We start from the raw sequence: 26,674 nt of genomic DNA, 5'->3' as shown, positions 1-26,674 counted from the left end.
ATACTTGGCGAGGCCCCGGCGCGCGCATGAGCGGCGCTGGACGCGGTGGATGTCGACGTGGACGTCCCCGAGACACGAAGGAGTGCATGCATGAGCGCAAGAGACGCCGTCGTCCCCGAGACGAAGACATCGGGATTGAAGAGGATCGTCGCCGCCTCGATGGTCGGCACGGTCGTGGAGTGGTACGAGTTCTTCCTGTACGCGACCGCGGCCTCGCTGGTGTTCGGCGTGTACTTCTTCCCGGATGCCGGCACGGAGCTCGACGGCATCATCGCCGCGTTCCTCACCTACGCGGTCGGCTTCATCGCCCGACCCCTCGGCGGAATCGTATTCGGTCAGATCGGCGACCGCCTCGGCCGCAAGCACACGCTGCAGGTCACCATCATCCTCGTCGGCGTCGCCACGTTCCTCATGGGCTGCCTGCCCGGCTTCAACTCCATCGGCTATTGGGCGCCCGCGCTCCTCGTCGCCCTCCGCTTCATCCAGGGCTTCGCGGTCGGCGGGGAGTGGGGCGGCGCCGTGCTGCTCGTCGCCGAGCACAGCCCGAACAAGTCCCGCGGCTTCTGGTCGAGCTGGCCGCAGGCCGCCGTGCCCGTCGGCAACCTGCTGGCGACCCTCATCCTGCTCGGGATGTCGTGGCTGCTCTCGGCGGACCAGTTCCTCAGCTGGGGCTGGCGCGTGGCCTTCTGGGCCTCGGCGATCGTCGTCGTCATCGGCTACTACATCCGCCGCCACGTCAGCGAGGCGCCGATCTTCCTCGAGGCCCGCGAGCAGGTCGAGGCCGACAAGGCCGCCGGCTACGGCATCCTCGAAGTCGTGCGCAAGTACCCGCGCGGCATCTTCGGTGCGATGGGCCTGCGCTTCGCCGAGAACATCCTGTACTACATCATCGTGTCCTTCACGATCGTCTACCTGAAGACGGTGCACGACTACGACACGAGCAAGCTGCTGCTCGCGCTGCTGGTGGCGCACGTCATCCACTTCCTCGTCATCCCGCAGGTCGGGCGCCTCTCCGACGCATTCGGCCGCAAACCGGTCTACCTGGCCGGCGCCATCCTCGGCGCGACCTGGGCGTTCTTCGCCTTCCCGATGTTCGACACCCTGAACGAGTTCGTGATCATCGCCGCGGTCGCGATCGGTCTGTGCTTCCACGCCCTCATGTACGCGGGCCAGCCGGCGATCATGGCCGAGATGTTCCCGACCCGGATGCGCTACTCGGGCGTCTCGCTCGGCTACCAGGTCACCTCGATCGTCGCCGGATCGCTGGCCCCGATCATCGCAAGCGCGCTACTGCAGGACTTCGGGTCCTGGATGCCGGTGGCCATCTACGTGGCCGTCGCCTGTGCGATCACGGCCTTCGCGGTGATCACCCTGAAGGAGACCAGCGGCGCATCGCTGGTCGAGATCGATGAGGCCGATGCGCGCAAGCACGGTCTCGCCCCGGTGCAGACCGCCGGCTGAGGGGCAGCGGCTAGCGTGGTGCTGTGCCCTCACTGAACCCCGCAGTCGCTGAGATCCGCCTCGCCGTGCGCACCGCGCTCGCGAGTCTTCCCGAGAGGGCGACGGTGGTCGTCGCCCTCTCGGGTGGTGCCGACTCCCTCGCGCTGACGGCCGCGACCGTCTTCGAGGGCCACGCCCGCGGGATGCGCGTGCTGAGCCTGACCGTCGATCATCAACTGCAGACGGGGTCGGATCTCGTCGCCGCTTCAGCGGCTGTCGCCGCTGAAGGCGTCGGCGTCGATGAGGCCCTGCAGACCAAGGTCGACGTCGCCGGTGCTGCCGACGGGCCGGAAGCCGCAGCCCGCGGCGCGCGATACGCGGCCCTGCGCGGCGTCGGCGCAAGCGAGGGCGCGGATGCCGTCCTGCTCGGCCACACGCTCGACGACCAGGCCGAGACCGTCCTGCTCGGCCTCGCACGGGGTTCGGGCGCCGCGAGCCTGCAGGGCATGGCCCCGCGGAGAGAGGATGCCGACGGCACGGTCTGGCTGCGCCCGCTTCTGGCCGTGCGGCGGGGGACGACCGAAGCGTTCTGCGCGGCATCCGATCTCGAAGCGTGGCACGACCCGCACAACCGCGAGCGGCGGTTCGCCCGCGTGCGAGTGCGCGAGAACGTGCTCCCCGTGCTCGAGTCCGAACTCGGCCCCGGCATCGCCGAGGCGCTGGCGCGCACGGCAGAGCAGCTGCGCGAGGACGCCGACGCGTTCGACGAGATGATCCACGAGACGATCGAGGACATCGTCGAGCACGCCGAGGCCGGCATCTCGGTCAGCGTCGCCGCACTCGCCGCGAACCCGGCTGCGCTGCGCAACCGGATCATCCGCCTCGTCGTCGACAGCGAGTTCGGCGTGAGTCTCACGCGCACCCAGACCCTCGAGGTGGCGCGCCTGGTCACGGACTGGTCGGGTCAGGGTCCGATCGACCTGCCGGGGTGCTCGGCTGCACGCCGCGGAGCGCGGATCGTCTTCACGGCGAAGTAGGCGGCTTCGACTCGCTCCGCTCGCTCAGCCCGTTTCGTCCGCGGCGGCTGTGCCGCCTTCGCTCGACGACAAGCGGGACGCGATCGCTACTTCTTGCCGCCGAACAGGCCACCCAGGATGTCGCCGATCCCGCCCCCGCCGGACGACGAACCGCCGCCGAGGATCCCGCCCAGGATGTCGCCGATCCCGCCTCCGCCGGACGACGAGTTCCCGCCACCGAGGATCCCGCCGATGATGTCGCCGAGGCCGCCGCCACCGGACTGTGCACCCTCGGACTGTGCGCCCTCGGCGGAGGCCGACTTGTTCTTGGTCGCGTTCGCGATCAGGCCCATGACGATCGGGGCGAGGATCGGAAGCAGCTTGCCGAAGTCGATCCCCGGCGTCTTCTCGGAGGCGTTCAGCTGAGCGGCGACCTGGTCGGCGTCATCGCCGAGCACATGCTTGACGATCTTGCCGCCGTCGTTCTGGTCGACGTCATCGACGCGCTGCACCGGCGTCGCGCCCTCGTGGCGCCGAAGTGCCTCCTGGATCGCCGCAGAGCCCTCGTCGGTCTGCGCGTTCTTGGCCAGTCCGCTCAGCAGCACCGCGCCGCCCTGCTCGACGGCCGTCTTCGCCTCGTCGGAGGACACGCCGAGTTTCGCGGCGATGTCGTCGATCGGAACCTGCTTGAGGATGTCGTCAAGAGCCATGGGAGATCCTTCCGTCGTGGGCATCCGCCCGCTCGATGATCACAGTATGCCGAACCCACAGCATCCGTCACCTAAAATCGATTCATGCGCGCGGCTGAGATTCAGGACGACCTTGCAGACATCCTCGTCACAGAGGAGCAGATCAAAGCGAAGCTCGAAGAGCTCGCGGCTCGGGTTGCGAGCGACTACGACGGCAAGGACCTGCTCCTGGTCGGCGTGCTGAAGGGCGCGGTCATGGTGATGGCCGACTTCGCCCGTGCACTGCCAGTGCACGCGCCGATGGACTGGATGGCGGTCTCCAGTTACGGCTCCAGCACGAAGTCGAGCGGTGTCGTCCAGATCCGCAAGGACCTCGACACCGATCTGCACGGCAAGCACGTGCTCATCGTCGAGGACATCATCGACTCCGGGCTCACGCTGAGCTGGCTGCTCGAGAACTTCGAGTCCCGCGGGCCGGAGTCGATTGAGGTCCTCGCACTGCTGCGCAAGCCGGAGGCCGCCAAGGTCGAGATCGACTGCAAGTACGTCGGCTTCGACATCCCCACGGACTTCGTCGTCGGCTACGGCCTCGACTACGACGAGCGGTACCGCAACCTGCGCGACGTCGCGGTGCTCGCGCCGCACGTGTACTCCTGATCACGCCGTACGCCGTGGGCGAATCACAGCGGGGGCCAAGGGTGCTCGCGATACGCTGAACGGACCATGGACGTGAAGAAGATCACCCGCAACCCACTGATGTACGTGGTGCTGATCGGTGTGCTGCTGTTCGGCGGGTTCCTGCTGATCTCCAACCTCGGCGCACCCAAGCAGATCACCACGCAGGAGGGTCTCGACCTGCTGGCAGGCTCCACCGTCACCGAGGTCACCACGACCGACGGCGACCAGCGCGTCGACATGACGCTGTCGAAGGCCTTCGAGGGCTCGGAGCAGGTGCAGTTCTACTACGTCACGGCCCGCGCCGATGAGGTCGTCAAGGCCGTCAACGCCGCCGAGCCCAAGGACGGCTTCAACGACGTCGTGCCTCGCGCCACCTGGTTCGACGGGTTCCTGTCGCTTCTGCTTCCGCTCGTCCTGCTCGGTCTGCTGTTCTGGTGGCTGCTGTCGTCCATGCAGGGCGGTGGCGGCAAGGTCATGCAGTTCGGCAAGTCCAAGGCCAAGCTCGTCAACAAGGAGACTCCGACGGTCACCTTCGCCGACGTCGCCGGCGCCGACGAGGGCATCGAGGAACTCGAGGAGATCAAGGAGTTCCTCCAGGATCCTGCGAAGTTCCAGGCCATCGGCGCCCGCATCCCGAAGGGCGTGCTCCTGTACGGCCCTCCAGGAACCGGAAAGACACTGCTCGCCCGCGCCGTCGCCGGCGAGGCAGGCGCCCCGTTCTACTCGATCTCCGGTTCTGACTTCGTCGAGATGTTCGTCGGTGTCGGAGCGTCCCGCGTGCGCGACCTGTTCAACCAGGCCAAGGAGAACGCGCCGGCCATCATCTTCATCGACGAGATCGACGCCGTCGGACGCCACCGCGGTGCCGGCATGGGCGGCGGCAACGACGAGCGCGAGCAGACGCTGAACCAGATGCTCGTCGAGATGGACGGCTTCGACCCGAACGCGAACGTCATCGTGATCGCGGCCACCAACCGCCCAGACATCCTCGACCCTGCGCTCCTGCGCCCCGGCCGTTTCGACCGCCAGATCGGTGTGGACGCCCCGGATCTCAAGGGCCGCCTGCACATCCTGCAGGTGCATGCGAAGGGCAAGCCGCTCGCCAAGAGCGTCGACCTCGAGGTCGTCGCCCGCAAGACCCCCGGATTCACCGGTGCCGATCTCGCGAACGTCCTCAACGAGGCAGCGCTGCTGACCGCGCGGTCGAACGCGCAGCTCGTCGACAACCGCGCGCTCGACGAGGCCATCGACCGCGTGATCGCCGGACCCCAGCGTCGCACCCGTGTCATGAAGGACCGCGAGAAGCTCATCACCGCGTACCACGAGGGCGGCCACGCGCTCGCTGCGGCGGCCATGAACTACACCGACCCGGTGACGAAGATCACCATCCTGCCGCGCGGCAAGGCGCTCGGCTACACGATGGTCATGCCGGTCGACGACAAGTACTCCGTGACGCGCAACGAGCTGCAGGACCAGCTCACCTACGCGATGGGCGGCCGTGTCGCGGAGGAACTCGTCTTCCACGACCCGACCACCGGTGCGTCGAACGACATCGAGAAGGCCACCGGCATCGCCCGCAAGATGGTCATCGAGTACGGCATGACCACCGAGCTCGGCCCTGTGAAGCTCGGCTCCGAGGGCGGGGAGCCGTTCGCCGGACGCGACTACGGCCGCGGACGCGAATACTCCGAGTCCGTCGCCGAGCGCGTCGATGTCGAGGTCCGCGGGCTGATCGAGCAGGCGCACGACGAGGCCTACCAGGTGATCAGCGACAACCGCGACATCCTCGATCGTCTCGCCCTCGCCCTGCTCGAGGAGGAGACCCTCGACCACAACCAGATCGCCGAGATCTTCAAGGACGTGCGCAAGCTGCCCGAGCGTCCGCTGTGGCTCTCCAGTGACGACCGCCCGGTCTCGGAACGCCCGCCGATCGAGATGCCCAAGCGCGTCATCCCGGCGGATGCCGCTGCCTCGGTCGAGGGCACGGCGGATGCCGCGACAGCCCGTGGCGCGGCAGGCGGCGCTCCCGCTTCTGGGCACACGCGCCCGGCGACGGCCTGATCGTGGCCGTCGACCGGGAACGGATCGAGCGGCTGACCCGAGAGCTGCTGGAGGCGATCGGCGAGGACCCCGACCGCCCTGGGCTCAAGCAGACCCCGACGCGCGTCGCCGAGCTGTACGACGAGTTCTTCGCAGGAGTCGGCGCGGACGCAGCCGCCCCGCTCGCCCACACGATCAGCGTGTCCAGGGGCCCCGCGCCCGAGACTCTTCCGTCCGGAGCCGTGCTGCTGCGCGACATCCGCTTCCGCTCGGTCTGCGAGCACCACCTGCTGCCTTTCGCCGGTCACGCGCACATCGCGTATCTGCCCGGTGAGCAGGTCGTCGGCCTCGGCGCTCTCGTGAAGGTCGTCGAGACTCTCGCATCCCGCCCGCAGGTGCAGGAGCGCCTCGGCGAGCAGATCGCCGACACCATCGACGAGAACCTCGACACCCGCGGCGTGCTCGTCGTGATGGATGCCGTGCACGGCTGCGTGACGATGCGCGGAGGCCGCCAGGCGGATGCCTCCACCCTCACGATCGCAGCGCGCGGGGAGTACACCGAGTCCACAGCACGGGCCGAGCTGATCGCACTCATCGGGGGAGGCGACCGCGCATGACCGACATCTGGGGCATCGTCAACGTCACCACCGATTCGTTCAGCGACGGCGGCCGGTACATCGATCCGGAGCGCGCGGTCGCGCACGGCCTCGCGCTACAGGATGCCGGCGCCGACGTGCTCGACATCGGAGGCGAATCCACCAGGCCCGGCGCCGAGCGCGTCGACCCGGCGGTCGAGGAGCAGCGCGTCCTCCCCGTGATCCAGGCGCTGGCGGCGCGCGGCATCGTCGTGAGCATCGACACCCTCAATGCGTCGACGGCAGCGGCCGCCGTCCGGGCAGGAGCGCGCATCGTGAACGATGTCTCCGGAGGACTCGCCGATCCTGGCATGCTCGCTGCGGTGGCGGCATCCGGCGCCGACTACGCGATCGGGCACTGGCGCGGTCCGTCCTCCGACATGTACGCCCGCGCCGAGTACCTGCGTCCTTCGCGCGACGTCGCCGGCGAGCTGCGCAAGCGCGTCGCCGAGGCGGCGGGTGCCGGCATCGCCCCGTCGCGCATCATCCTCGACCCTGGTATCGGCTTCGCCAAGGCCGGCAGCCAGAACTGGGACGTGCTGCGCGGGCTCGACGACATCGTCGGTCTCGGACACCGCGTGCTCATCGGGACGTCGCGCAAGCGGTTCCTCGCCGAAACGCTCGGCGACGACGGTGCGTCCGAGGAGCGCCGCGACCTCGCCACCGCCGTCACGAGCGCTCTGGCCGCTCGAGCCGGTGCGTGGGCGGTTCGCGTGCACAACGTCGCTGCGACGCGCGACGCACTCGCCATCGCGCACGCCTGGGAGGGGTGAATGGACGAGATCGCCCTCACCGGACTCACGGTCTTCGGTCGCCACGGCGTGTTCGAGCACGAGCGCGAGAACGGCCAGGAGTTCACGATCGACCTGCGGCTGCACCTGGATCTGTCCGCGGCCGCCGCATCCGACGACGTCAGCGACACCGTGCACTACGGCGAACTCGCCGAGAAGGTGGCGGCCGTCGTCGCCGGCGAACCCGTCGATCTCATCGAGACCCTCGCGCAGCGGATCGCCGACACCGTCCTCGCCGACGTGCGAGTGCAGGACGTTCAGGTCACCGTGCACAAGCCGCATGCGCCGATCGCGCTGACGTTCACCGACGTCGCCGTCACCATCCGCCGCGACCGGAACGGAGCCTGACCATGGTTCGGATGCCGCCGATCACGCCGCCGGATCCTCGCCCCGGTCGGGATGCCGTGACCGCCGTCGTCGCGCTGGGAGCCAACCTCGGCGACCGTGCGCAGACGATCCGGAAGGCGGTCGAGCGCATCTCCCGCCTCCCGCTCGTGGACGACGTGCGCCTGTCGGACCTGCACGAGACTGTCGCGCTGCGGCCGGACGGTCCTGATCCGGATGCCCCGGCCTACGTGAACGCGGTGGCCCTGGTGACCACGCGGCTGGCACCGCAGGTGCTGCTCGGTCTTCTGCACGCCATCGAGGAGGAGCACGGCCGTGAGCGGCACGCGCGCTGGGGCGATCGCACGCTCGACCTCGATCTCATCACGTTCGGGGAGCTGCGCTCCGACGACCAGCACATTCTCCTGCCGCATCCGCGCGCAGCCGAGAGACTGTTCGTCCTGGAGCCGTGGCTGAGCCTCGACCCCGACGCCGAACTCCCGGGCCACGGCCGAGTCGCGGACCTCGTCGAGACGCTGCGCGCATGAGGCGCACATCCCCGCTCGTCCTCATCGTCCTCGCGCTCATCGGGGGCGGGATCGGCTACCTCGTCGATCACCTCCTGACGGCCGGCGGGCGGGCGACGTTCGCACCATCCGGGTTCCTCCCGCTGCTGCTCCTGCTGCTCGCGGCCGCCACGCTGGGGCTCGCCTGGCCGGTGCGCCGCAGCGTCCGAGGGAAGTCCCGCACCAGGATCGACCCGTTCAGCGCGATGCGTGCGGCGACTCTGGCCAGAGCTTCCAGCCTGCTCGGGGCGATCGTCGCGGGCTTCGGGGCGGGGCTGCTCATCTTCCTCCTGTCGCGTCCGGTGGCACCCCAGGTAGGGTCGACTGTGGCGATGGCAGCGCTTGTCGCGAGTGCGGTCGTGCTCGTGGTCGCAGCCCTCGTCGCCGAACAGTTCTGCACTCTGCCGAAGGATCCTGATGACCGACAATCCGATGACCCCGCCACCGACGACGGGCGCTGATCGGCCCGAGAATCCGGTGCTGGACGATGGCACTTACGAGAAGCTGCGCGAACCCCGCGGGGCAGGACGCCTCGACCTCGACGGCGAGTGGCACCAGATCTCACCGCGATACGTCACCTCGCAGTTCGTCCAGAACGGCATCCTGCTGGCGCTGCTGGTCGTCGTCGCGCTCGTCCTCGCACTCGTGCTCCACCAGACCTGGGTGTGGATCCCGGCCGGCATCCTCGCGGCGGTCACTCTCATCACCCTCGCGATCCTGCCTCGGCAGGCCAGGGCGATCGGCTACATGCTCCGAGCGGATGACATCGTCTTCCGCAAGGGCATCCTCTGGCAGCGGATCATCGCAGTGCCGTACGGACGCATGCAGCTCGTCGACATCACGCACGGCCCTCTCGACCGCGCGTTCGGCGTATCGCAGCTGAAGATGGTCACCGCCGCCGCCACCACGGGCGTGCAGATCCCCGGACTCACCCAGGCCGCAGCCGAGGCGTTGCGAGACACCCTCATCGACGTCGCAGAGACCCGCCGGACCGGCCTGTGAGCATCCCAGAGCAGCCGCTTCCGACCCTCCCCACGCCCCCGCCGGCGGAGGAATCACTCGCCGACGGCGAGTGGCACCGGCTGCACCCGCTGACCCCGCTGTTCAAGGGCGGGCTGGTTCTCATCATCGTGGCCGGCATCGTGCTCAACAGCTTCCGTGACCGCATCATCTACTGGGGTGTGAACCTGTTCGCACCAGATGCGCACGTCGAGGACTTCTCCGGCGGCGACCCGGTCGACTGGGTGCTGTCGAACAACCTCATCCTCATCGCGCTCGGGTCCGTGCTGGGCGTGCTCATCGTTCTGATCGCCGTGTTCTGGGTCGTCTGGCGGTTCCAGCAGTTCCGGATCTCGGAGGAGCACGTCGAGGTTCGCAAGGGCATAATCTTCCGCTCGCAGCGGCGTGCGCCGCTGGACCGCGTGCAGGGCGTGAACCTGACGCGTCCGTTCCCCGCGCGGCTGATCGGCATGGCCAAGCTCGAGGTCGTCGGAGCGGGAACCGACGCGAACGTGCCGCTGGAGTACCTCACCACCGTCAAGGCCGAGGGCGTGCGCGCGGACATCCTGCGACTGGCATCCGGAGCGCGTGCCGCACGTGCCGCCCGTCAGGCCGGTGGGGCCCCCGCCGCACCAGGGCACCTGCGCACGCAGCTCGTCGGATCGATGAACCACGGTGTGACCGGGCTCATCGAGGGCGTCGACCTCGCGGACATCGCTCCGGAGAGCGTCGTGAAGATCCCCACCGGGCGACTCGTCGGGGCGCAACTGCTCTCCGGCGTGCTGTGGCTGCTGTTCTTCCTCGTGCTGTTCGGCATCACGATGGCATTCACGGTCCCCGCGATCCTGTCCGACGGCGGCCCGGATGCCTGGTTCGGCGTCCTCGGGATCTCGCTCGGCATCGGCATCCCGTTCGTGATCGCCGCGGTCGCGATCACCTGGGCGCAGATCTCGAAGTCGCTCCGCTACTCGATCGCCCCGACCCCGGACGGCGTGCGGATCACCTACGGTCTGTTCACGACGATCACCGAGACGATCCCACCGGGCCGCATCTTCGCCGCGGAGGTCACGCAGTCGCTGCTGTGGCGGCCGTTCGGCTGGTGGGCGATCAAGATCAATCGCATGAGCGGCAAGAGCCTGTCCCAGCAGCAGTCCAGCACCGCGCAGCAGTTCAACATCGTGCTGCCAGTCGGCGTCGCGGCCGACGTGCAGCGGGTGATGGAGCTCATCCTTCCCGACCTCCCCGTCGAGGACCGGCCGCTCGTCTGGGAGCACGGCATCCAGGGCCCGCAGCAGAACGACCCGTACCAGGTCATGGCCCGGCGCGCCTGGTGGCGTCGACCCTTCTCCTGGAAGCGCCACGGATTCGTCGTGACCGACTTCGCCCTGATGCTGCGCCGCGGCGTCATGTGGCGGAAGCTCGCGGTGTTCCCCCTCGCGCGGCTGCAGGGGATCTCCGCTCAGCAGGGGCCGATCGACCGCCTCCAGAGGGTCGGATATCTGAAGGCGCACAATGTCACAGGTCCCGTGCTCGGCGAGGTCGTCGGCATCGAGAGCGCGGTCATCAACGGGTCGCTGGGCGACATCGCGCATCGCGCGTCCGCTGCCGTGCAGCGCGATCACGGCCACCGCTGGGCGTCGGAGGAGTACGTGGTGGACGCCTCCGCAGTGAACGCCTCTGCAATGAACGCCTCTGCGATGAACGACGGAGTCGTGGACGGCACCGTGGACCCAGGGCACCGCTTCTCGGCCGATATCGGCGGCTCTGGTCCTGCCGGCGGCGAGGAGTCGCGTGAGGCGTGACGGCCGTCTCGGCGTCGGCATCATCGGCGCCGGTCGCGTCGGTCCGGTGGTCGGCGCCGCGCTCGGCGGCGCCGGGCACGCCATCACGGGGATCACGAGCGGATCGGACGACGATCGGGTCGCCGGCATCCTTCCGGGCGTTCCCGTGCTGGATGCCGAGGAGATCCTCCGGCGCAGCGAGCTGGTGATACTGGCAGTGCCGCACGACGAGCTGCCCGGACTCGTGAACGGACTATCGGAGCTCGGGGCGTGGCAGCCGGGGCAGCTCGTGCTGCACACCGACCCGGCGTACGGAATCGGCGTGCTCGAGTCGGCGCAGCGTTCGGGCGCCATACCTCTCGCGGTGCATCCGGCGATCGCCTTCACCGGCACGTCGATCGATCTGCGCCAGCTGCAGGCGAGCTTCGCCGCAGTGACCGCTCCGGCGCCGGTGCTGCCGATCGCGCAGGCGCTCGCGGTCGAGCTCGGCTGCGAGCCGGTCGTGATCGACGAGGACGACCGCGCCGCGTACGCGGAGGCCATCGCCACAGCATCCGAGTTCTCGCGCGCGATCATCGGACAGTCGACGTCGCTGCTGCGCGGCGTCGGCGTCGAGAACCCCGGCGGCTACCTGTCGGCGCTCGTGCAGTCGACCATCGAGACGGCACTGCGCGAAGCATCCGACCCGCCGGCCATCTGAGTCTTCAGCGGCCGCCGGAGAAGCCTCCGCCGCCTCCCCCGCCGGAGAACCCGCCGCCGGCGGATCCGCCGAACCCGGATGAACTACCGCTCGACGGCGAGGAGTACACCGACGACGTGCGAGCGGCGGACGAGATGAGTGCGAGACGCGTGCCGATGGCGAAACCCGAGCCGTCGATCCAGCCCGGATGCTGCCCCGCCCCTGTGTACGCGTTCTCGAGCACGGTGCCCCACTCGCGTTCCTGCCCGAACAGGATCGCGTACGGCAGCAGGCGCTCGTACAGGTGGATGACGTCGATGCTCCCGTCGCTGCGGCGCTCGGCGCCGGAGTACGACTGCAGCATCCGCAGCCGGTCCTCCTCGGCGACGCGGATGAACTCCCGCACGCCCTCGAGGTACTCGAGCTGCAGCGCGCCCTCGCGCGTGAGGACGGTGTGGGCGGAGAACGTGACGATGCTCGAGGTGATGAGCAGCGCCGCGCACGCCACCGTCGCGAACAGCACGGGACCAGCCGAGTCGCGCCCGGCAGCGAGGCTCCAGATCAGCAGCGCGAGCATGACGGCGAAGGCCAGGAGGGCGAGCACCTGCACGACGCGCGCGATCGTGCTGCGGGCATTCGTCGTGAGGCCGCGCTTCTCCGATTCGCGTGCGGCGAAAGTCAGCAGCCCCTGGATGCGGGTCGCGAACGACTTGCTGTTCTTCGGCAGCTTCATCACGACGCCTGCTTCGTCATTGCCGAAGAGCGCCTTCAACGCGCGGCCGTCGAGAGGGTCGGGAATCGGAGCATCCAGCCGGCGCAGCCGCGGCCGACGCTTCTTCTGACCCTCCTCCGGCACGTCCTCCAGCCGCAGCATTCCTCGCACGGCGAGATGGATGATCTGCGCCGTGAGGGGATTCTTCGTCGAGGGGATGATGGTGCTCGCGAGCAGCGGCGGCATGGCGTCCGGCACGTCGTACTGCGCCACCACGATTCCGGTGCCGCGCCGCCGCCGCCGGATCATGAGGTGCGTCGCCAGCCATCCGCCGGCCGACAGCAGCGCAGCGCCGCCTCCGACCGCGTAGGGGACGACATCGGTCGCCGCGTTGGGCAGACGGGCCGGCGGCTGCGCGATCGTGCCCGGCTCGAGCGCGATGGCGACCGTGAGGCCTTCGCCGGCCGACAGCCCATCGGCCGAGACCGTGAAGGTGTCGCCGGAGCGGACCAGGTCGCATGTCGCCGTCGATCCCTCTGCGCCCTGGTAGCACGACGCGTCGCCGGTCAGCTGCTCGCCGAGGGTCTCGTCGAAGCGGACGGTCGCGTCGAACCGGCCGATGTCCTGCGTGCTGTCGAGGGGGAGCAGATCCCAGTAGAACTCGTCGACCTTCGTCCCGGATGCGGCGAGGACGACGTCGCGCATCTCGTACTCGATGACATAGGTCGTCGGGCCGTGGACGTACTCGTCGTCGCCGGTCAGGACGTACAGGACGCCGTCGTCTTCGTCGGTCTCGTACGCGACATCTTGGCCGTTCTCGTTGCGCACCGAGAGGATCGTCGTGCTCAGGCTCGCCCCCTGGTAGCGCTCGGGGAAGCCGGCGACGATGCCCTTGTTCTGGTCGGACTCGGGGAACTCGGCGACCCGCGTCTCGGTCACGTGGAGCGTCGCCCGACCCTCGTCGTCGATCCCGACGTCGAAGGTCGCGTCCCACGACGAGAAGTCGAAGTCGTCCACGTCCGCGTGCGCAAGTGCGGCCGATGCTGCGGCAGAGCCCGCGAGCAGCGCACCCGCTGCGACGGCCGCGACGATCAGGGAGCGGAGGCGCATGCTTCGAGCGTACTTGCCGGGTTGAGAGCACAGGGCAGGTTGGGAACGCCGGGCAGGGCGCTCAGCCCCGCCCGGTAAACTCGAACGCGACTTCCAAGGAGCCGCCATGACCACCGCGCCCGACGCGCCCACGCCCGCCCCCGACGACGCCGACGGCGAAGACATCCGCCGTGCTGAGCTTGCCGAAGTGCACGAGCAGAAGGCCGTCCGTCTCGCCAAGCGCGAGCGCCTCATCGAACAGCGGACGGATGCCGGCGGCGGCGCATTCCCGGTCGGCGTGCCCGTCACGCACGCGATCCCCGCGCTGCGCGCGGAGTACGGCGAGCTCGAGGCCGGCGCCGAGACGGGCGTCGTGGTCGGCATCGCCGGCCGCGTCGTCTTCAGCCGCAACACCGGCAAGCTCTGCTTCGCCACGCTGCAGGCCGGCGACGGCTCGCGCATCCAGGCGATGATCTCGCTCGCCGAGGTGGGCGAGGACTCGCTCGCGCGCTGGAAGGAGTTCGTCGACCTCGGCGATCACGTCTTCGTCCACGGACAGGTCATCTCCAGCCGCCGCGGCGAGCTGTCGATCATGGCCGACGACTGGGCGATCGCCGCCAAGGCGATCCTTCCGCTGCCGAACGCCTACGCCGAGCTCAACGAGGAGGGCCGCGTCCGCAGCCGCTACCTCGATCTCATCGTGCGCGAGCAGGCGCGCACCACCGTTCGCGCCCGCGCCGCGGTGAACGCCAGCCTGCGCGCGACCTTCGGTTCGCACGACTACCTCGAGGTCGAGACGCCGATGCTGCAGGTGCAGCACGGCGGGGCATCCGCTCGTCCGTTCATCACCCACTCGAACGCGTTCGACACCGAGCTCTACCTGCGCATCGCGCCTGAGCTCTACCTCAAGCGCGCCGTCGTCGGCGGCATCGAGCGCGTCTACGAGATCAACCGCAACTTTCGCAATGAGGGCGCGGACTCCACACACAGCCCCGAGTTCGCGATGCTCGAGGCGTACCAGGCCTATGGCGACTACAACCAGATGGCCGAGCTCACGCAGGAGCTCGTGCAGCAGGCGGCCGTTGCCGTCTCCGGTTCGACCACTGTCACCTGGGCCGATGGCACCGAGTACGACCTCGGCGGCGAGTGGGACCGCATTTCGATGTACGAGTCGCTGTCCGAGGCTGCGGGGCGCACGTTCACCCCGCAGGACGACGTCGCCGACCTCATCGCGTTCGCCGAGGAGAGCGGCGTCGACATCCCGCCGCACGCCATCCACGGCAAGCTCATCGAGGAGCTGTGGGAGCACTTCGTGAAGGGCGACCTCGTGCGCCCCACGTTCGTCATGGACTTCCCCGTCGACACGTCGCCTCTGGTGCGCGAGCACCGCTCGATCGCTGGTGTCGTGGAGAAGTGGGACCTGTACATCCGCGGGTTCGAGCTGGCGACCGGATACTCCGAGCTCGTCGACCCCGTCATCCAGCGCGAGCGGTTCGTCGAGCAGGCGAAGCTCGCAGCGAAGGGCGATGTCGAGGCCATGCGCGTGGATGAGGAGTTCCTGCGTGCGCTCGAGCACGGCATGCCGCCGTCCGGTGGCATGGGCATGGGCATCGATCGTCTGCTCATGGCGATCACTGGACTCGGCATCCGCGAGACGATCCTCTTCCCGCTCGTCAAGTAGCCCTCATTCGGCGTCGTGTCTGCGCCGGAACGTCCATTCCGGCAGGACCGCGGCGTCGATGAGGGTGCACAGCAGTCGCGCGAGCGAGTAGTCGGGATCGATCTCGCCCACCGCGTTCAGGTAGTGCTGCGCGTGCGTCGCGCGCCCGAGTGCCCAGGAGATCCAGGCGGCCAGTGTCAGCGGCGCAGATCGTGATGCTCGAGGCGCACTGGCGGCAGCGCGCCGGAGCACGTCGAGGGCGACCATGAGGCGCTCAGCGTCCGGCGCTTCGCCCTGCCCGATGAACATCTGCCCGAGGTCGTCGGGTACGACCCGACCCGTCGTCGAGAATGCGAGCTGTGCGTCGAAGGCACGGATGCCGGTCGGCAGATCGGTCGCCCATTGCAGCAGCGCGGCATCCCGCAGGGCCGGGCGCTCCAGGCACCACAGGAGCGCACCGGTCACGAACGGCGGCAGCTCATCGGGGCGCGCGATCACGGTCTCGAAGAACATCGGGAGGTCGTCGAGCAGCAGCGCGGCGGCGAGAGCCTGCGGGTTCTCGCGTTCGTCGTGATGGCCGCCGTCGTGTGCGAGCACCTCCGACAGCTCGCGCAGCGCGCGCCCGACCCGCTCCTTCTCGGCGAGGCCGACGACGGGGAGTTCGACCCCGGCATCCTGATCGCCGGACACGTCCGGGACGCCGGGGATCTCCGAACCCCGCTCGATCTCGTCCAGCGGGTTCAGCTCGGGGTCGTCGTCGAAGTAGCTCGACCAGCCGCACGGCATGACGCACAGCGCGTCGACGATGTGGAGGCCGGTGTCGACCGCGACGGCCAGCAGCTCCTCCATGGCGACCGTCTGCGGCAGGATCATGCCGTCAGGCGTGTGCAGCGGCAGATCATCCGTGTAGACGACGGCGGCGACGGCATCCATCCCGCTCACGCGGGACACGAGCCCGATCGCGGTATCGGCGTAGTCACCGAGTTCGACGTCGTCGCGCGGCAGGTCGACGCGCATCGCGCCGTGCGCACGGGACCGCTGAAACGGCACGAGAACGATGCTCTGCCGCGGGGTGAAGCCGGCCAGCGCCGGGACGAGGCCGAGGAAGTCGGCGGAATCAGTTGCTCGGAGGACTGTGTTCATGCCGCGAGTGTGGCCGGTCGCGCGTCGCGGAAACCGGCACTCACAGCCCTCAGCCCGAATCGCCCGCTGTGCAGGGCGAGTGGGATCCGCGTGCACGGCGACCGCGTACCATTGAGTCATGGACACGTTCTGGGCTGCCGTCGCTTGGTCGCTTCTGCCGACCGTCGCCGTCAGCGTGGTGTTCTTCTTCGTGGTGCGGGGCATCATCCGGTTCGACCGGACAGAGCGCAAGGTGCACGCTCGGATCGAAGCCGAGGAGCGCGCAGCGCGCGGTCTGCCGCCGCGCGCCTGATCGCGCGTCAGCAGCACCCAGTACGCTGAGTCAGATGCGCCGTACTCGGCGCCCGACACCGGATGCCGGGGGTGAAGCCGTTGGACCAGTGGCCGTGGTGGGTGCTCGCGATCGCCCTCGTGATCGACATCGCCATCCGCGTCACTGCGATCATCATCATCCCGCGCAATCGGCGCCCGACCGCGGCGATGGCCTGGTTGCTCGCGGTCTTCTTCATCCCCTACATCGGGGTGCTGCTCTTCCTGGTCATCGGGAACCCGCGACTGCCGCGTGCGCGTCGACGCAAGCAGGAGCAGATCAACCAGTACATCGCCGAGACGAGCGACCAGCTGCACTTCGGCACGCTGCGTCCGCACGCCCCGCAGTGGCTGCGCTCGGTCGTCGCCATGAACCAGCATCTCGGAGCCCTGCCCATCTCGGGCGACAACGGCGCGCACCTGATCAGCGACTATCAGGAGTCACTGGATGCCATGGCGGAGGCGATCCGTGCGGCCGAAGAGTACGTGCACGTCGAGTTCTACATCCTGCAGTCCGACACCGCGACGGACAACTTCTTCCGCGCCATGGAAGAGGTCGCGGCCCGCGGCATCCCGGTCCGCGTGCTGCTCGACCACTGGGCGAACCGCTGGAAACCGCGCTATCGGGCCACGATCAAGCGCCTCGACGCGATGGGGGCGAGCTGGCACCTGCTGCTGCCGATGCAGCCCCTGAAGGGCCGGATGCAGCGCCCCGATCTGCGCAATCACCGCAAGCTCCTCGTGGTCGACGGCAAGGTCGGCTACCTCGGCTCGCAGAACGTGACCGACTCGACATACAACCTGCCCAAGAACATCAAGCGCGGTCTGCACTGGGTCGACCTCATGGTGCGCGTCGACGGACCCATCGTGCTCAGCCTCAACGCGATCTTCCTCAGCGACTGGTACAGCGAGACCGACGAGATCCTCAGCGAGATCGACATCACGACGCCGGAGATCGGCACGGGCGACCTCGACTGCCAGATCGTGCCGTCCGGCCCGGGGTACGAGGTCGAGAACAACCTGCGGCTCTTCCTCGCGCTGCTGTACGGCGCGCAGGAGAAGATCATGATCGTCAGCCCGTACTTCGTTCCCGATGAGGCGCTGCTGCTCGCGGTGAGCTCGGCCAGCGATCGCGGAGTGCAGGTCGAGCTGTTCGTCTCCGAAGAGGGCGACCAGGCGGTCGTGTATCACGCGCAGCGCAGCTACTACGAGGCGCTGCTGCGCGCCGGCGTCCGGATCTGGATGTACCGCAAGCCCTACATCCTGCACACCAAGAGCCTGACGATCGACGACGAGATCGCCGTGATCGGTTCGAGCAACATGGACATGCGCTCGTTCGGCCTCAACCTCGAGGTGTCGATGCTCGTCCGCGGTGAGGAGTTCGTCGCCGAGGTGAGGGCCGTCGAAGACCAGTACCGCGCGCTCAGTCGGGAGCTGACGCTCGAGGAGTGGATGCAGCAGCCGCTGCGCTCCACCGTGCTCGACAACCTCGCCAGATTGACCTCTGCGCTGCAGTAGAGCGCGGGGTAACCTGAACGCATGATCACCTCGTCGCGCCTGGCCCTGTCCGCTGCCGCCGCGCTCGCCGCTGCCCTGCTGCTGGCCGGCTGTGCATCGTCGCCCGGCGAGCAGTCGCCGACGAGCAGCGGCACTCCTGACGACTCCGGGGCGTCCACCGCTCCGATCTCGGACGATGACCTGGAGGCGGCCTGGCTGGACGACGGGCGCATGTTCGCGATCGTGACCTGGGGGTCGTCGACCTGTGTTCCGGTCGTCGAGGAGGCATCCGCCGAAGGGCAGCGGGTCGCTGTGACGCTCGTGGATGCTCCGAGCGCCGACGGCGCGGAGCAGGCGTGCACCTCCGATCTCGCCCCGCGGGCGAGCATCGGCGCGCTGCCCGAGGGAGTCGATCCGACGAAGGACGTCGAGTTCACCGTGACGCTTGCGGATTTCACGGACGACGTCGACCTCGACGGCAACGCCGCGCTGACCGGCGTCCCCGGGCAGTCGACCGAGTTCGCACCCAGCGCGGGCTGGTTCGACGACGAGGGGATCGTGCTGCTGACGTGGGGCTCCTCCAGCTGCCCGCCGATCGTCGAGGGCGTCGAGGAGGCGTCGGGCGGCGCCACGGTCACCTTCACGACGGAAGACCGCGTCTGCACCATGGACATGGCGCCTCGGGCCACCGTTCTCGGTGTGAGCGAGACCGACGACGACGCGGACTTCACCCTGACCCTCGTCGGGGACAACCTTGACGGCACCGTGAGCGTGCTGCGCGGCTGAATCGACGACAGCACGCGCGGCCGTCAGAGCCCGTCGACGGGGTGCCCGTCCGGGAGCGCGAGCAGTAGGGCGCCCTGCGCGACGCGGCAGCGGATGCGCACGGCGAGGCCGAACTCGTCGCCGTCCAGCTCGATCGCCGTCGGCTCGATCGGGGCGACCTCGGCGGCCTGCCCGCGGAGGTACCGCACCGAGGCGTCCTTTCCTCGGCGCTGCAGTACGAGGCGCCCGGCGCGGAACCGCCGCAGCACCGAGTTGTCCCACCAGATCTTGCGCCAGACGCCGAGCCAGCCGAGTGGGCCCGTCGGCTGGATGATCGCGACATCCATCACCCCGTCGGCGATCGACGCCGAGGGGATCAGGGCGATCCCGGCGGGAAGCGTGCCGCAGTTGGCGAACAGCACGCTGTGCACCTTGGTCGAGTGCAGCCGCGATTCGTCGACCTGGTAGACGATGCGGAACGGCTTCGCGTTCGGCAGGGAGCGCGCGGCGCCGTCGACGTACGCGACCCAGCCGACGGACTTCTTCAGGTCGGGTCGGGTGTTGGCGATCATGTCGGCATCCAGCCCCATGCCGGCGAGCACGACGAAGGCGTGCTCGCTCGTCCCGCCGTCCTCGCGGGTGAGCTCGGCCCAGCCGATGTCGATCGGATGCCGGAAATCGCCGAGCGCGGCGCGGATCATGCGATCAGGACCCAGCAGTGGCAGGCCGAGATTGCGGGCGAGGAGATTCCCGGTCCCGCTCGGCACGATGGCGAGCGGCACATCGGTGCCCGCCATGGCCTCCGCGACGGCGCGGACGGTGCCGTCGCCCCCGGCGACCAGCACCACATCGGCGCCGGCGGCGATCGCATCGTGTGTCGCCTGCTGACCGGCATCCTCGATCGTCGTCGGATAGAACATCGGAGCCGCCCAGTCGGCATCCTTCGAGTGGTGGCGCAGAGCGGTGCGCAGACGCTTCTCGTCGACCTTGATGGGGTTGTAGACGAGGGCCGCCTGGCGCTGCAGCGGCGTGGTCTTCGTCATGGCGTTCACTCTACGGCTCACGCCCGGAATGGAGCGCGAGCGCTGGCTAGACTTGAGGAATGATCGACCTCGCAATCCTTCGCGACCAGCCCGAGATCGTCCGCCGCTCGCAGGCAGCGCGCGGCAACGACGCCTCGACCGTCGACGCTGCGATCGAGGCGGATCGATCGCGCAGGGCCGCCCTGACCGCTTTCGAAGACCTCAGGGCCGAGCAGAACGCGTTCGGCAAGCAGGTCGCGAAGGCGCCCAAGGATGAGAAGGCGGCGCTCGTCGCCCAGGCCAAAGAACTCGCCGACCGCGTCAAGCAGGCGCAGCAGGCATCGAACGAGGCAGCGGATGCCGCGGCATCCGCCCTCGCACTCATCGAGAACGTCGTGATCGACGGCGTCCCCGCCGGCGGCGAGGAGAACTTCGTCGAGCTGCGCCGGGTCGGCGAGACGCCCGTCTTCGCCTTCGAGCCGCGCGACCACCTAGAACTCGGCGAGAAGCTCGGCGCGATCGACATGGAGCGCGGGGCGAAGGTGTCCGGTGCGCGGTTCTACTTCCTCAAGGGCATCGGTGCGCGGCTCGAGATCGCACTGATGAACCTCGCGCTCGACAAGGCGCTGCAGAACGGCTTCACGCCGATGATCGTGCCGACGCTGGTGCGCCCGGAGATCATGCAGGGCACCGGCTTCCTCGGTGAGCACTCGGACGAGGTCTACCACCTCGACAAGGACGACGATCTGTATCTCGTCGGCACCAGCGAGGTCGCGCTCGCGGGCTACCACAAGGACGAGATCGTCGATCTGCAGGGCGGCCCTCTTCGCTACGCCGGCTGGTCGACGTGCTACCGCCGTGAGGCGGGGTCGTACGGCAAGGACACCCGAGGCATCATCCGCGTGCACCAGTTCAACAAGCTGGAGATGTTCGTCTACACCACCCCGGAAGCCGCGGAGGAGGAGCACCTGCGCCTGGTCGCACTCCAGGAGGAGATGCTCACAGCGCTCGGGCTGTCGTACCGCGTCATCGACGTGGCCGCAGGAGATCTGGGGTCGAGCGCCGCGCGCAAGTACGACATCGAGGCATGGGTGCCGACGCAGAAGGCGTTCCGCGAGCTGACGTCGACCTCGAACTGCACGACGTTCCAGGCCCGCCGGCTCGATGTGCGGCACCGCCCCGCGACCGACGGCGCCGCGGGGAAGACGGAGCACGTCGCGACTCTGAACGGCACGCTCGCCACCACGCGGTGGATCGTCGCACTGCTCGAGACGCACCAGCAGGAGGACGGCTCGGTGGGCGTGCCGGAGGTGCTGCGCCCCTACCTGGGCGGACTCGAGGTTCTGGAGCCGCTGGCGTGACTTCTCCCTGGCTCGTCGGGCTCGACGTCGACGGCACGATCATCCTGCAGGATGAGTCGATGAGTCCCGGCGTCCCCGAGGCCGTCGCACGGGTTCGGGATGCCGGGCACGTCGTGACCATCGCCACCGGACGCAGCTGGGCTGCGACCGAGCGCTGGGTGGACGAGCTGCAGATCGTGGCCGACTTCGTGGTGTGCTCGAACGGCGCCGTCACGATGCGCCGCGTCGACGGCGGTTGGGAGCGGTGGCACGTCGAGACGTTCGACCCGAGCGCGGTGCTCTCGCTGCTCACCGAGCGGCTGCCGGAGGCCCACTACATGGTCGAACTCGATGACGGCACCCGCCTGTTCACCGGCGAGCTGGCCGACTGGACGCTCGACGGCGGCCGCAAGGTGGCGATCGACGAGCTGGCCGGTGAACCGGTGTCGCGCGTCGTCGTGGTGTCGCCCGGTCACGATGAGGACGACTTCCACCGCATCGTCGAGGAGACGGGTCTCAACGAGGTTTCGTACGCGATCGGGTGGACGGCGTGGCTCGACATCGCACCGCAGGGCGTCGACAAGGGCAGCGCCTTGGCGCGGGTCCACACCGAGCTCGGCTTGGCCGATGGTCGGGTGTTCGTCGCCGGTGACGGCCGCAACGACATCGGGATGTTCGGATGGGCACGGGAGCACGGTGGCCGTGCGATCGCGATGGGCCAGGCGCCGGACGAGGTCAAGGATGCTGCGACAGAGGTGACCGGCGACGTCGAGGAGGGCGGGCTCGCGCATGCGCTGGACTCGCTGCTGGTGCATCCAGGGCGTGCCCAGGTCAGGCCGCGATAATGAAAGCGGCTAGACTCGACCACTGATCGGCGGATTCGTCCGTCGATGGAGGGCTGTCCGAGCGGCCGATGGAGCTGGTCTTGAAAACCAGTGGGCAGAAATGTCTCGTGGGTTCGAATCCCACGCCCTCCGCAGATGTGAAAGGCACCGAGTGAGCGCGAAGATCCGTCGCCGCAAGACCGTGGCGCGCCACGGTCAGCTGCGGACCCCTGGTCCGCTCGGCCAGATTCTGAAGATCATCGGCATCGCCATGGCGGTCGCGCTCGTCAGCGGCGTGAGCGTCGCTGCCTTCGTCGCGAGCGACCTGCTCAACACGGCCACCGCCGACGCCGTGGAACTCGAGGGGCAGAAGCCCGTTCCGCCGGACCTCGGCGAGTACGAGGGCGGGTTCGACCTGCTGCTCGTCGGCACGGACAACTGCGAGCAGAAGTACGCGCACCTGTTCGGCGACCGCTGCTCGGGGCCCGACTCCGAGGGCACCCTCAACGACGTGAACATCCTCATGCACGTCTCGGAGGAACCGCGCCGCATCACCGCGGTGAGCTTCCCCCGCGACCTGATGCTCCCGATTCCGGAGTGCACCAGGGAGGACGGCGGCACCACGTACGCGATGAGCAAGCAGCCGCTCAACAGCGCGTACATGGACGCCGGCCTGAACTGCGTGGCCAAGACCATCTCCGAGCTCACCGGCCAGGACATCGAGTTCGCGGCATCCGTCACCTTCGGCGGCGTCATCGAGATCACCGATGCCATCGGCGGCGTCGACGTGTGCCTCGCGACCCCGATCAAGGACCGCTACACGGGCCTCGACATGGAGGCGGGAACGCACACCGTCAAGGGCCTGGAGGCGCTGCAGTTCCTGCGCACGAGGCACGGCGTCGGCGACGGCAGCGATCTCGGCCGCATCGGCAACCAGCAGCAGTACATGTCGAGCCTTGCTCGCAAGCTCATCAGCGGCGAGGTGCTCGGCAACGTGCCCGTCATGCTGCGTCTGGCGCACACCGCGCTGAGCAACCTCGAGGCCAGCACGTCGCTCACGAACCCGACGACGCTCGTGCAGATCGGTCTCGCCGTCAAGGACGTCCCGTTCGAGGACATCGTCTTCCTGCAGTACCCGACGTTCGAGGACCCGGCCGACGTCAACAAGGTCGTCCCCGACTACGACTCCTCCACGATCATGTGGGACGCGATCAACGCGAACAAGCAGCTGCAGGTCACGCACCAGAACACGTCGAACGACGGCGTTGTGATCGAGGATCAGCCCTCTGCCGAAGAGCCGGGCGAGACGGCGACGCCCACGCCGACCGAGACGGCCACGCCGAGCGATGGCGTCGAGGCTCTTCCGGACAACATCAAGGGCAACTCGGCCGCTCAGCAGACCTGCTCCAACGGAAACATCCGCTGACGGGTGCGGTCCGGGCGCGACCATGGCCGCGAACCCTCAGCCTGAGAACTCGATCTCGGCGTTCTCGTCGTTCAGTACGATCACGGGCGTGACCGGCGAGAGTCCGGCTGCGACGATCTTCGCCGTGTCGAAGCGCAGCAGTGGCGTACCCGCCTTGACGTGCGCGTCCTTCGCGACCAGCGTCTCGAAGCCGGCGCCGTCCATCTTCACGGTGTCGACGCCGACGTGGATGAGCAGTTCGGTGCCGTCGTCCAGCCGCAGGGCCACCGCGTGGCTGGTCGGGAAGACGCCCTCGACGACGCCGTCGGCCGGCGCGATCACGAGATCCCCGCTCGGACGGATCGCCAGCCCAGGGCCCATGATCTCTTCCGCGAACGTGGGATCGGGAACCTCGGAGAGCGGCACCACCTGGCCCTGCAGCGGCTGACGCAGGACGAGCTTTCGGCCGGTGGTCGGGCGTGCGTCCGTGAGCACGGATCCGGCCGGGCCGGCCGGGGGAGCCGCCACGGGTTCGGCTTCGCCGGAGATCAGCCGGTCCATGGCATCCTTCACGAACTGCACGTTCAGGCCGTAGACGACCTGCACCGCCCGCCCGCCGGACTTCATCGTGCCGGCAGCGCCCGCGCGCTTCAGGGCCGCAGCATCCACCTTGTCGACGTCGGCGAGCTCCAGACGCAGCCGTGTCGTGCAGTTCTCCAACTGCGTGATGTTCTGCTTGCCGCCGAGCGCGTCGAGGAATCGGCTGGCCGTCGCCAGGTAGCCGTCGTCGGATGCGCCGGTCGTGGCGGTCGTCTCGTCGATGTCGTCGTCCTCGCGACCGGGGGTCTTCAGGTTGAAGCGCTTGATCACGAAGTAGAACACGACGAAGTAGATGACGAACCAGAAGGCTCCGAGCACGATGATCAACCAGGGATTCTGCGCCATCGGATTGGCCCACCCGAGCACGAGGTCGATGAAACCTCCGGAGAATCCGAAGCCCATCCGCACCGGCAGGATCGCGGCGATCGCCATCGAGATGCCCATGAAGATCGCGTGGATCAGGTACAGCAGGGGAGCGAGGAACATGAAGGCGAATTCGAGGGGCTCCGTCACGCCGACGAAGAACGACGAGATCGCGCCGGAGAGCAGGATTCCGTACGCGATCTTCTTGCGCTTGGTCTTGGCGGTCAGGTACATCGCCAGTGCGGCACCCGGCAGGCCGAACATCATGACGGGGAAGAACCCGGTCATGTACTGGCCGGTCACACCGTAGGTGCCTTCACCTGCCAGGAAGTTGTTCAGATCGTTGATGCCGGCGACATCGAACCAGAACACCGAGTTCAAGGCGTGATGCAGGCCGACCGGGATCAGCAGCCGGTTGAGGAAGCCGTAGATGCCCGTGCCCACGGGGCCGAGCGTGACGATCCACTCGCCGAACATGACCAGGCCGCCGTACACGAACGGCCAGATGAAGAACAGGGCGATGGCGAGCACGAGCGAGACACCGGCTGTGACGATCGCGACGGAGCGCTTGCCCGAGAAGAACGACAGCGCGTCCGGCAGCTTGGTGTCTTTGAACCGGTCGTAGCACCACGCGCCGATGAGACCGCAGATGATGCCGACGAACACGTTCTGCACCTTCAGGAACGCGGGGTCGACCTCGTTCACGTCTCCTGAGCCGGTCAGCAGCATGACGGTCTCCGGCTTCAGCAGCGTCGTGACCGTGAGCCACGACACCAGGCCGGCGAGCGCTGATGTGCCATCGGATTTGCTCGCCATCCCCAGCGAGATGCCGATCGCGAACAGCAGGGCCATGTTGTCGAGCAGTGCGCCGCCCGCCGCGCTGAGGAAGGCGGAGACGATGTTGTCGCCGGCGGCGGATTTGATCCAGTACCCGATTCCGGAGAGGATCGCGGCCACCGGCAGCACGGCCACCGGGAGCATGATCGACCGGCCGAGCCGTTGCATGAACTTCATCTGACATCTCCTCATCGAGCGCGGATACCGCTGGGTCACGATACTCCCCGAGGCGCGCGTGCGGTGAGGTGGTGGGTGATCTGTGGATGATTCGCCGTACGCAATCATTTGCATGTTCATGCAAGTTCTTGCGTACACTTGCCCCATGTCCAAGCGACTGGCAGAGGTGGCGCGCAAGGTCGGCGTGAGTGAGGCGACGGTCAGTCGCGTCCTCAACGACAAGCCGGGGGTGTCGGAGGGCACCAGGCAGGCGGTGCTCACGGCGCTCGACGTGCTCGGCTACGAAAGGCCGACGAAGCTGCGCGGTGAACGAGCGCGCCTGGTCGGGCTCGTTCTGCCCGAACTGCAGAACCCGATCTTCCCCGCGCTCGCCGAGATCATCGGCGGCGGCCTGACGCAGAACGGGTACACGCCGTTGCTGTGCACGCAGAACGCGGGCGGAGTGACCGAGTCCGACTATGTGGATCTGCTCCTGGCGCAGCAGGTGTCCGGCGTCATCTTCCTCGGGGGCAACTACACGCAGGGCGACGCGCCGCACGCGCACTACGAGCGGCTCCGCAAGGTTAATCTGCCGACTGTGCTCGTCAACGCCCGGATCCCCGAGCTCTCGTTCCCGACGGTGTCGACGGATGACGCCGCAGCCGCGGAGCAGGCCGTGCTCCACGTGCACCAGCTCGGCCATCGACGGATCGGCATGCTGCTCGGCCCGGCCGACCACATCCCCTCGCAGCGCAAGCTCGACGCCGCGCGCCCGCTGCTGAAGAAGCTCGGTGCGCCGCTCGAGGACGACATGGTCGTTCGGGGGCTGTACTCCCTGGAGTCGGGTCAGGCCGGCGCCACGCGCCTCATCGCCGCCGGAGCCACGGCCGTGGTCTGCGCCAGCGATCCGATAGCGCTCGGGGCGATCAGGGCGGCACGCCGAGCGGGGCTGCGGGTGCCGGAGGACGTCAGCGTCGTCGGCTTCGACGACTCCGCACTGATGAGCTGCACCGAGCCGCCGCTGACGACGGTGCGCCAGCCGATCGAGTCCATGGGGCGCACAGTGATCGAGCTGCTGCTGTCGCAGATCGCCGGCACCACGGAGGCGCCCGATGAGCTGCTCTTCGAGCCTGAACTGGTGCTGCGCTCGTCGACGGCGCCGGCCGGCTGACTCCGCACGCATCCTCCGCGGGTCGCACGACGGGTGGATGCAGCATGTGCTCTTCTCGTCGCAAAATTGCGTAATTAACATTACTTCTTGCAAAACGTGATCGGGGAAGCTACATTTCAAATCACCGAACGCACTGACGCCGA

At 68.5% G+C, this 26,674-nt stretch carries 25 protein-coding genes and 1 tRNA gene; 21 read left to right on the top strand and 5 right to left on the bottom strand.

The genetic code is table 11. The features are described from left to right. The first annotated feature begins 90 nt into the window (after positions 1–90). Together KHB019_RS07700 and tilS are read left to right on the top strand one after the other, a co-directional pair. A complete protein-coding gene (locus KHB019_RS07700) occupies positions 91–1,461 on the top strand; it encodes an MFS transporter (RefSeq protein ID WP_230101599.1) in 1,371 nt (456 codons plus the stop codon). Positions 1,462–1,484: 23 nt separating this feature from the next. Beyond that, positions 1,485–2,477, top strand: a complete 993-nt coding sequence (gene tilS / locus KHB019_RS07695) for a tRNA lysidine(34) synthetase TilS (protein WP_337458577.1) — start codon at positions 1,485–1,487, stop codon at positions 2,475–2,477. A gap of 86 nt (positions 2,478–2,563) precedes the next feature. Here tilS and KHB019_RS07690 read toward each other — a convergent pair whose 3' ends face one another. Further along, positions 2,564–3,166: a DUF937 domain-containing protein gene (locus tag KHB019_RS07690; RefSeq protein WP_230101597.1), complete on the bottom strand. Its 603-nt coding sequence runs from the start codon at positions 3,164–3,166 to the stop codon at positions 2,564–2,566. Positions 3,167–3,250: 84 nt separating this feature from the next. Between KHB019_RS07690 and hpt the strand changes: the two genes are divergently transcribed. From hpt to KHB019_RS07640, 10 genes are all read left to right on the top strand, one after another. Next, on the top strand, positions 3,251–3,802 hold the full coding sequence (hpt, locus tag KHB019_RS07685) for a hypoxanthine phosphoribosyltransferase (protein WP_230101596.1): 552 nt from the start codon (positions 3,251–3,253) through the stop codon (positions 3,800–3,802). A gap of 66 nt (positions 3,803–3,868) precedes the next feature. Then, the gene (gene ftsH / locus KHB019_RS07680; protein WP_337458576.1) at positions 3,869–5,884 is read left to right on the top strand and encodes an ATP-dependent zinc metalloprotease FtsH; all 2,016 of its coding nucleotides are present in this window, start codon (positions 3,869–3,871) and stop codon (positions 5,882–5,884) included. Positions 5,885–5,886: 2 nt separating this feature from the next. Then, the gene (folE, locus tag KHB019_RS07675) at positions 5,887–6,480 is read left to right on the top strand and encodes a GTP cyclohydrolase I (protein ID WP_337458575.1); all 594 of its coding nucleotides are present in this window, start codon (positions 5,887–5,889) and stop codon (positions 6,478–6,480) included. After that, the gene (folP, locus tag KHB019_RS07670; protein ID WP_337458574.1) at positions 6,477–7,271 is read left to right on the top strand and encodes a dihydropteroate synthase; all 795 of its coding nucleotides are present in this window, start codon (positions 6,477–6,479) and stop codon (positions 7,269–7,271) included. Before folE ends, folP begins: the two co-directional genes overlap by 4 nt. Next, positions 7,272–7,637: a dihydroneopterin aldolase gene (folB, locus tag KHB019_RS07665; RefSeq protein ID WP_230101592.1), complete on the top strand. Its 366-nt coding sequence runs from the start codon at positions 7,272–7,274 to the stop codon at positions 7,635–7,637. Between the two features lie 11 nt (positions 7,638–7,648). After that, entirely contained in the window at positions 7,649–8,161 is a 513-nt protein-coding gene (gene folK, locus KHB019_RS07660) for a 2-amino-4-hydroxy-6-hydroxymethyldihydropteridine diphosphokinase (protein ID WP_337458573.1), read from the top strand. Next, positions 8,158–8,640 carry a DUF3180 domain-containing protein gene (locus KHB019_RS07655; protein ID WP_337458572.1) on the top strand — a complete coding sequence of 161 codons (483 nt, stop codon included), beginning with the start codon at positions 8,158–8,160 and terminating at the stop codon, positions 8,638–8,640. The genes folK and KHB019_RS07655 overlap by 4 nt, the downstream gene beginning before the upstream one ends. Further along, positions 8,597–9,181, top strand: a complete 585-nt coding sequence (locus KHB019_RS07650; protein WP_443193197.1) for a PH domain-containing protein — start codon at positions 8,597–8,599, stop codon at positions 9,179–9,181. The genes KHB019_RS07655 and KHB019_RS07650 overlap by 44 nt, the downstream gene beginning before the upstream one ends. After that, on the top strand, positions 9,178–10,980 hold the full coding sequence (locus tag KHB019_RS07645; RefSeq protein ID WP_337458571.1) for a PH domain-containing protein: 1,803 nt from the start codon (positions 9,178–9,180) through the stop codon (positions 10,978–10,980). Before KHB019_RS07650 ends, KHB019_RS07645 begins: the two co-directional genes overlap by 4 nt. Further along, entirely contained in the window at positions 10,970–11,659 is a 690-nt protein-coding gene (locus tag KHB019_RS07640) for a DUF2520 domain-containing protein (RefSeq protein WP_337458570.1), read from the top strand. Before KHB019_RS07645 ends, KHB019_RS07640 begins: the two co-directional genes overlap by 11 nt. 4 nt (positions 11,660–11,663) lie before the next feature. On the opposite strand, the gene KHB019_RS07635 is transcribed toward KHB019_RS07640, so the two are convergent. Next, positions 11,664–13,460 carry a DUF2207 domain-containing protein gene (locus tag KHB019_RS07635; RefSeq protein ID WP_337458569.1) on the bottom strand — a complete coding sequence of 599 codons (1,797 nt, stop codon included), beginning with the start codon at positions 13,458–13,460 and terminating at the stop codon, positions 11,664–11,666. Between the two features lie 106 nt (positions 13,461–13,566). Here KHB019_RS07635 and lysS point away from each other — a divergent pair, with 106 nt between their 5' ends. Continuing rightward, positions 13,567–15,120 carry a lysine--tRNA ligase gene (gene lysS, locus KHB019_RS07630; protein ID WP_337458568.1) on the top strand — a complete coding sequence of 518 codons (1,554 nt, stop codon included), beginning with the start codon at positions 13,567–13,569 and terminating at the stop codon, positions 15,118–15,120. A 3-nt stretch (positions 15,121–15,123) separates the two neighbouring features. Here the strand turns inward: lysS and KHB019_RS07625 are convergent, their stop codons facing one another. After that, a complete protein-coding gene (locus tag KHB019_RS07625; protein ID WP_337458567.1) occupies positions 15,124–16,242 on the bottom strand; it encodes a DUF4192 family protein in 1,119 nt (372 codons plus the stop codon). A 118-nt stretch (positions 16,243–16,360) separates the two neighbouring features. On the opposite strand from KHB019_RS07625, the gene KHB019_RS07620 reads away from it, so the two are divergent. From KHB019_RS07620 to KHB019_RS07610, 3 genes are all read left to right on the top strand, one after another. Further along, positions 16,361–16,534, top strand: coding sequence for a hypothetical protein (locus KHB019_RS07620; RefSeq protein WP_337458566.1), 174 nt, complete (start codon positions 16,361–16,363; stop codon positions 16,532–16,534). Positions 16,535–16,614: 80 nt separating this feature from the next. Beyond that, positions 16,615–18,069, top strand: a complete 1,455-nt coding sequence (gene cls, locus KHB019_RS07615; RefSeq protein ID WP_325470982.1) for a cardiolipin synthase — start codon at positions 16,615–16,617, stop codon at positions 18,067–18,069. Between the two features lie 21 nt (positions 18,070–18,090). After that, on the top strand, positions 18,091–18,834 hold the full coding sequence (locus KHB019_RS07610; RefSeq protein WP_230101582.1) for a hypothetical protein: 744 nt from the start codon (positions 18,091–18,093) through the stop codon (positions 18,832–18,834). 23 nt (positions 18,835–18,857) lie between these two features. Here KHB019_RS07610 and KHB019_RS07605 read toward each other — a convergent pair whose 3' ends face one another. Then, complete coding sequence (locus KHB019_RS07605) at positions 18,858–19,856, bottom strand: diacylglycerol/lipid kinase family protein (RefSeq protein WP_337458565.1); 999 nt, start codon at positions 19,854–19,856, stop codon at positions 18,858–18,860. Positions 19,857–19,915: 59 nt separating this feature from the next. On the opposite strand from KHB019_RS07605, the gene serS reads away from it, so the two are divergent. The 4 genes from serS (at position 19,916) to KHB019_RS07585 (ending at position 23,425) form a co-directional block, all read left to right on the top strand. Next, positions 19,916–21,196, top strand: coding sequence for a serine--tRNA ligase (gene serS / locus KHB019_RS07600; protein WP_337458564.1), 1,281 nt, complete (start codon positions 19,916–19,918; stop codon positions 21,194–21,196). Then, positions 21,193–22,020: an HAD family hydrolase gene (locus tag KHB019_RS07595; protein WP_230101579.1), complete on the top strand. Its 828-nt coding sequence runs from the start codon at positions 21,193–21,195 to the stop codon at positions 22,018–22,020. Before serS ends, KHB019_RS07595 begins: the two co-directional genes overlap by 4 nt. A 47-nt stretch (positions 22,021–22,067) precedes the next feature. Beyond that, positions 22,068–22,152 (top strand) — tRNA-Ser (locus KHB019_RS07590). A gap of 19 nt (positions 22,153–22,171) precedes the next feature. Then, positions 22,172–23,425 (top strand): LCP family protein, encoded by a 1,254-nt coding sequence (locus tag KHB019_RS07585; protein ID WP_337458563.1) that lies wholly within the window; start codon positions 22,172–22,174, stop codon positions 23,423–23,425. A 36-nt stretch (positions 23,426–23,461) separates the two neighbouring features. On the opposite strand, the gene nagE is transcribed toward KHB019_RS07585, so the two are convergent. After that, the gene (gene nagE, locus KHB019_RS07580) at positions 23,462–25,381 is read right to left on the bottom strand and encodes an N-acetylglucosamine-specific PTS transporter subunit IIBC (RefSeq protein ID WP_337458562.1); all 1,920 of its coding nucleotides are present in this window, start codon (positions 25,379–25,381) and stop codon (positions 23,462–23,464) included. 145 nt (positions 25,382–25,526) lie between these two features. On the opposite strand from nagE, the gene KHB019_RS07575 reads away from it, so the two are divergent. Next, positions 25,527–26,531, top strand: coding sequence for a LacI family DNA-binding transcriptional regulator (locus KHB019_RS07575; RefSeq protein WP_337458561.1), 1,005 nt, complete (start codon positions 25,527–25,529; stop codon positions 26,529–26,531). The last annotated feature ends 143 nt before the right edge of the window (positions 26,532–26,674 follow it).

This window comes from Microbacterium sp. KHB019 (assembly GCF_037285405.1).
Classification (GTDB): domain Bacteria; phylum Actinomycetota; class Actinomycetes; order Actinomycetales; family Microbacteriaceae; genus Microbacterium.
The sequence above is the reverse complement of the archived record's forward strand: the minus strand, read 5'-3'. Positions and strand labels throughout refer to the sequence as shown.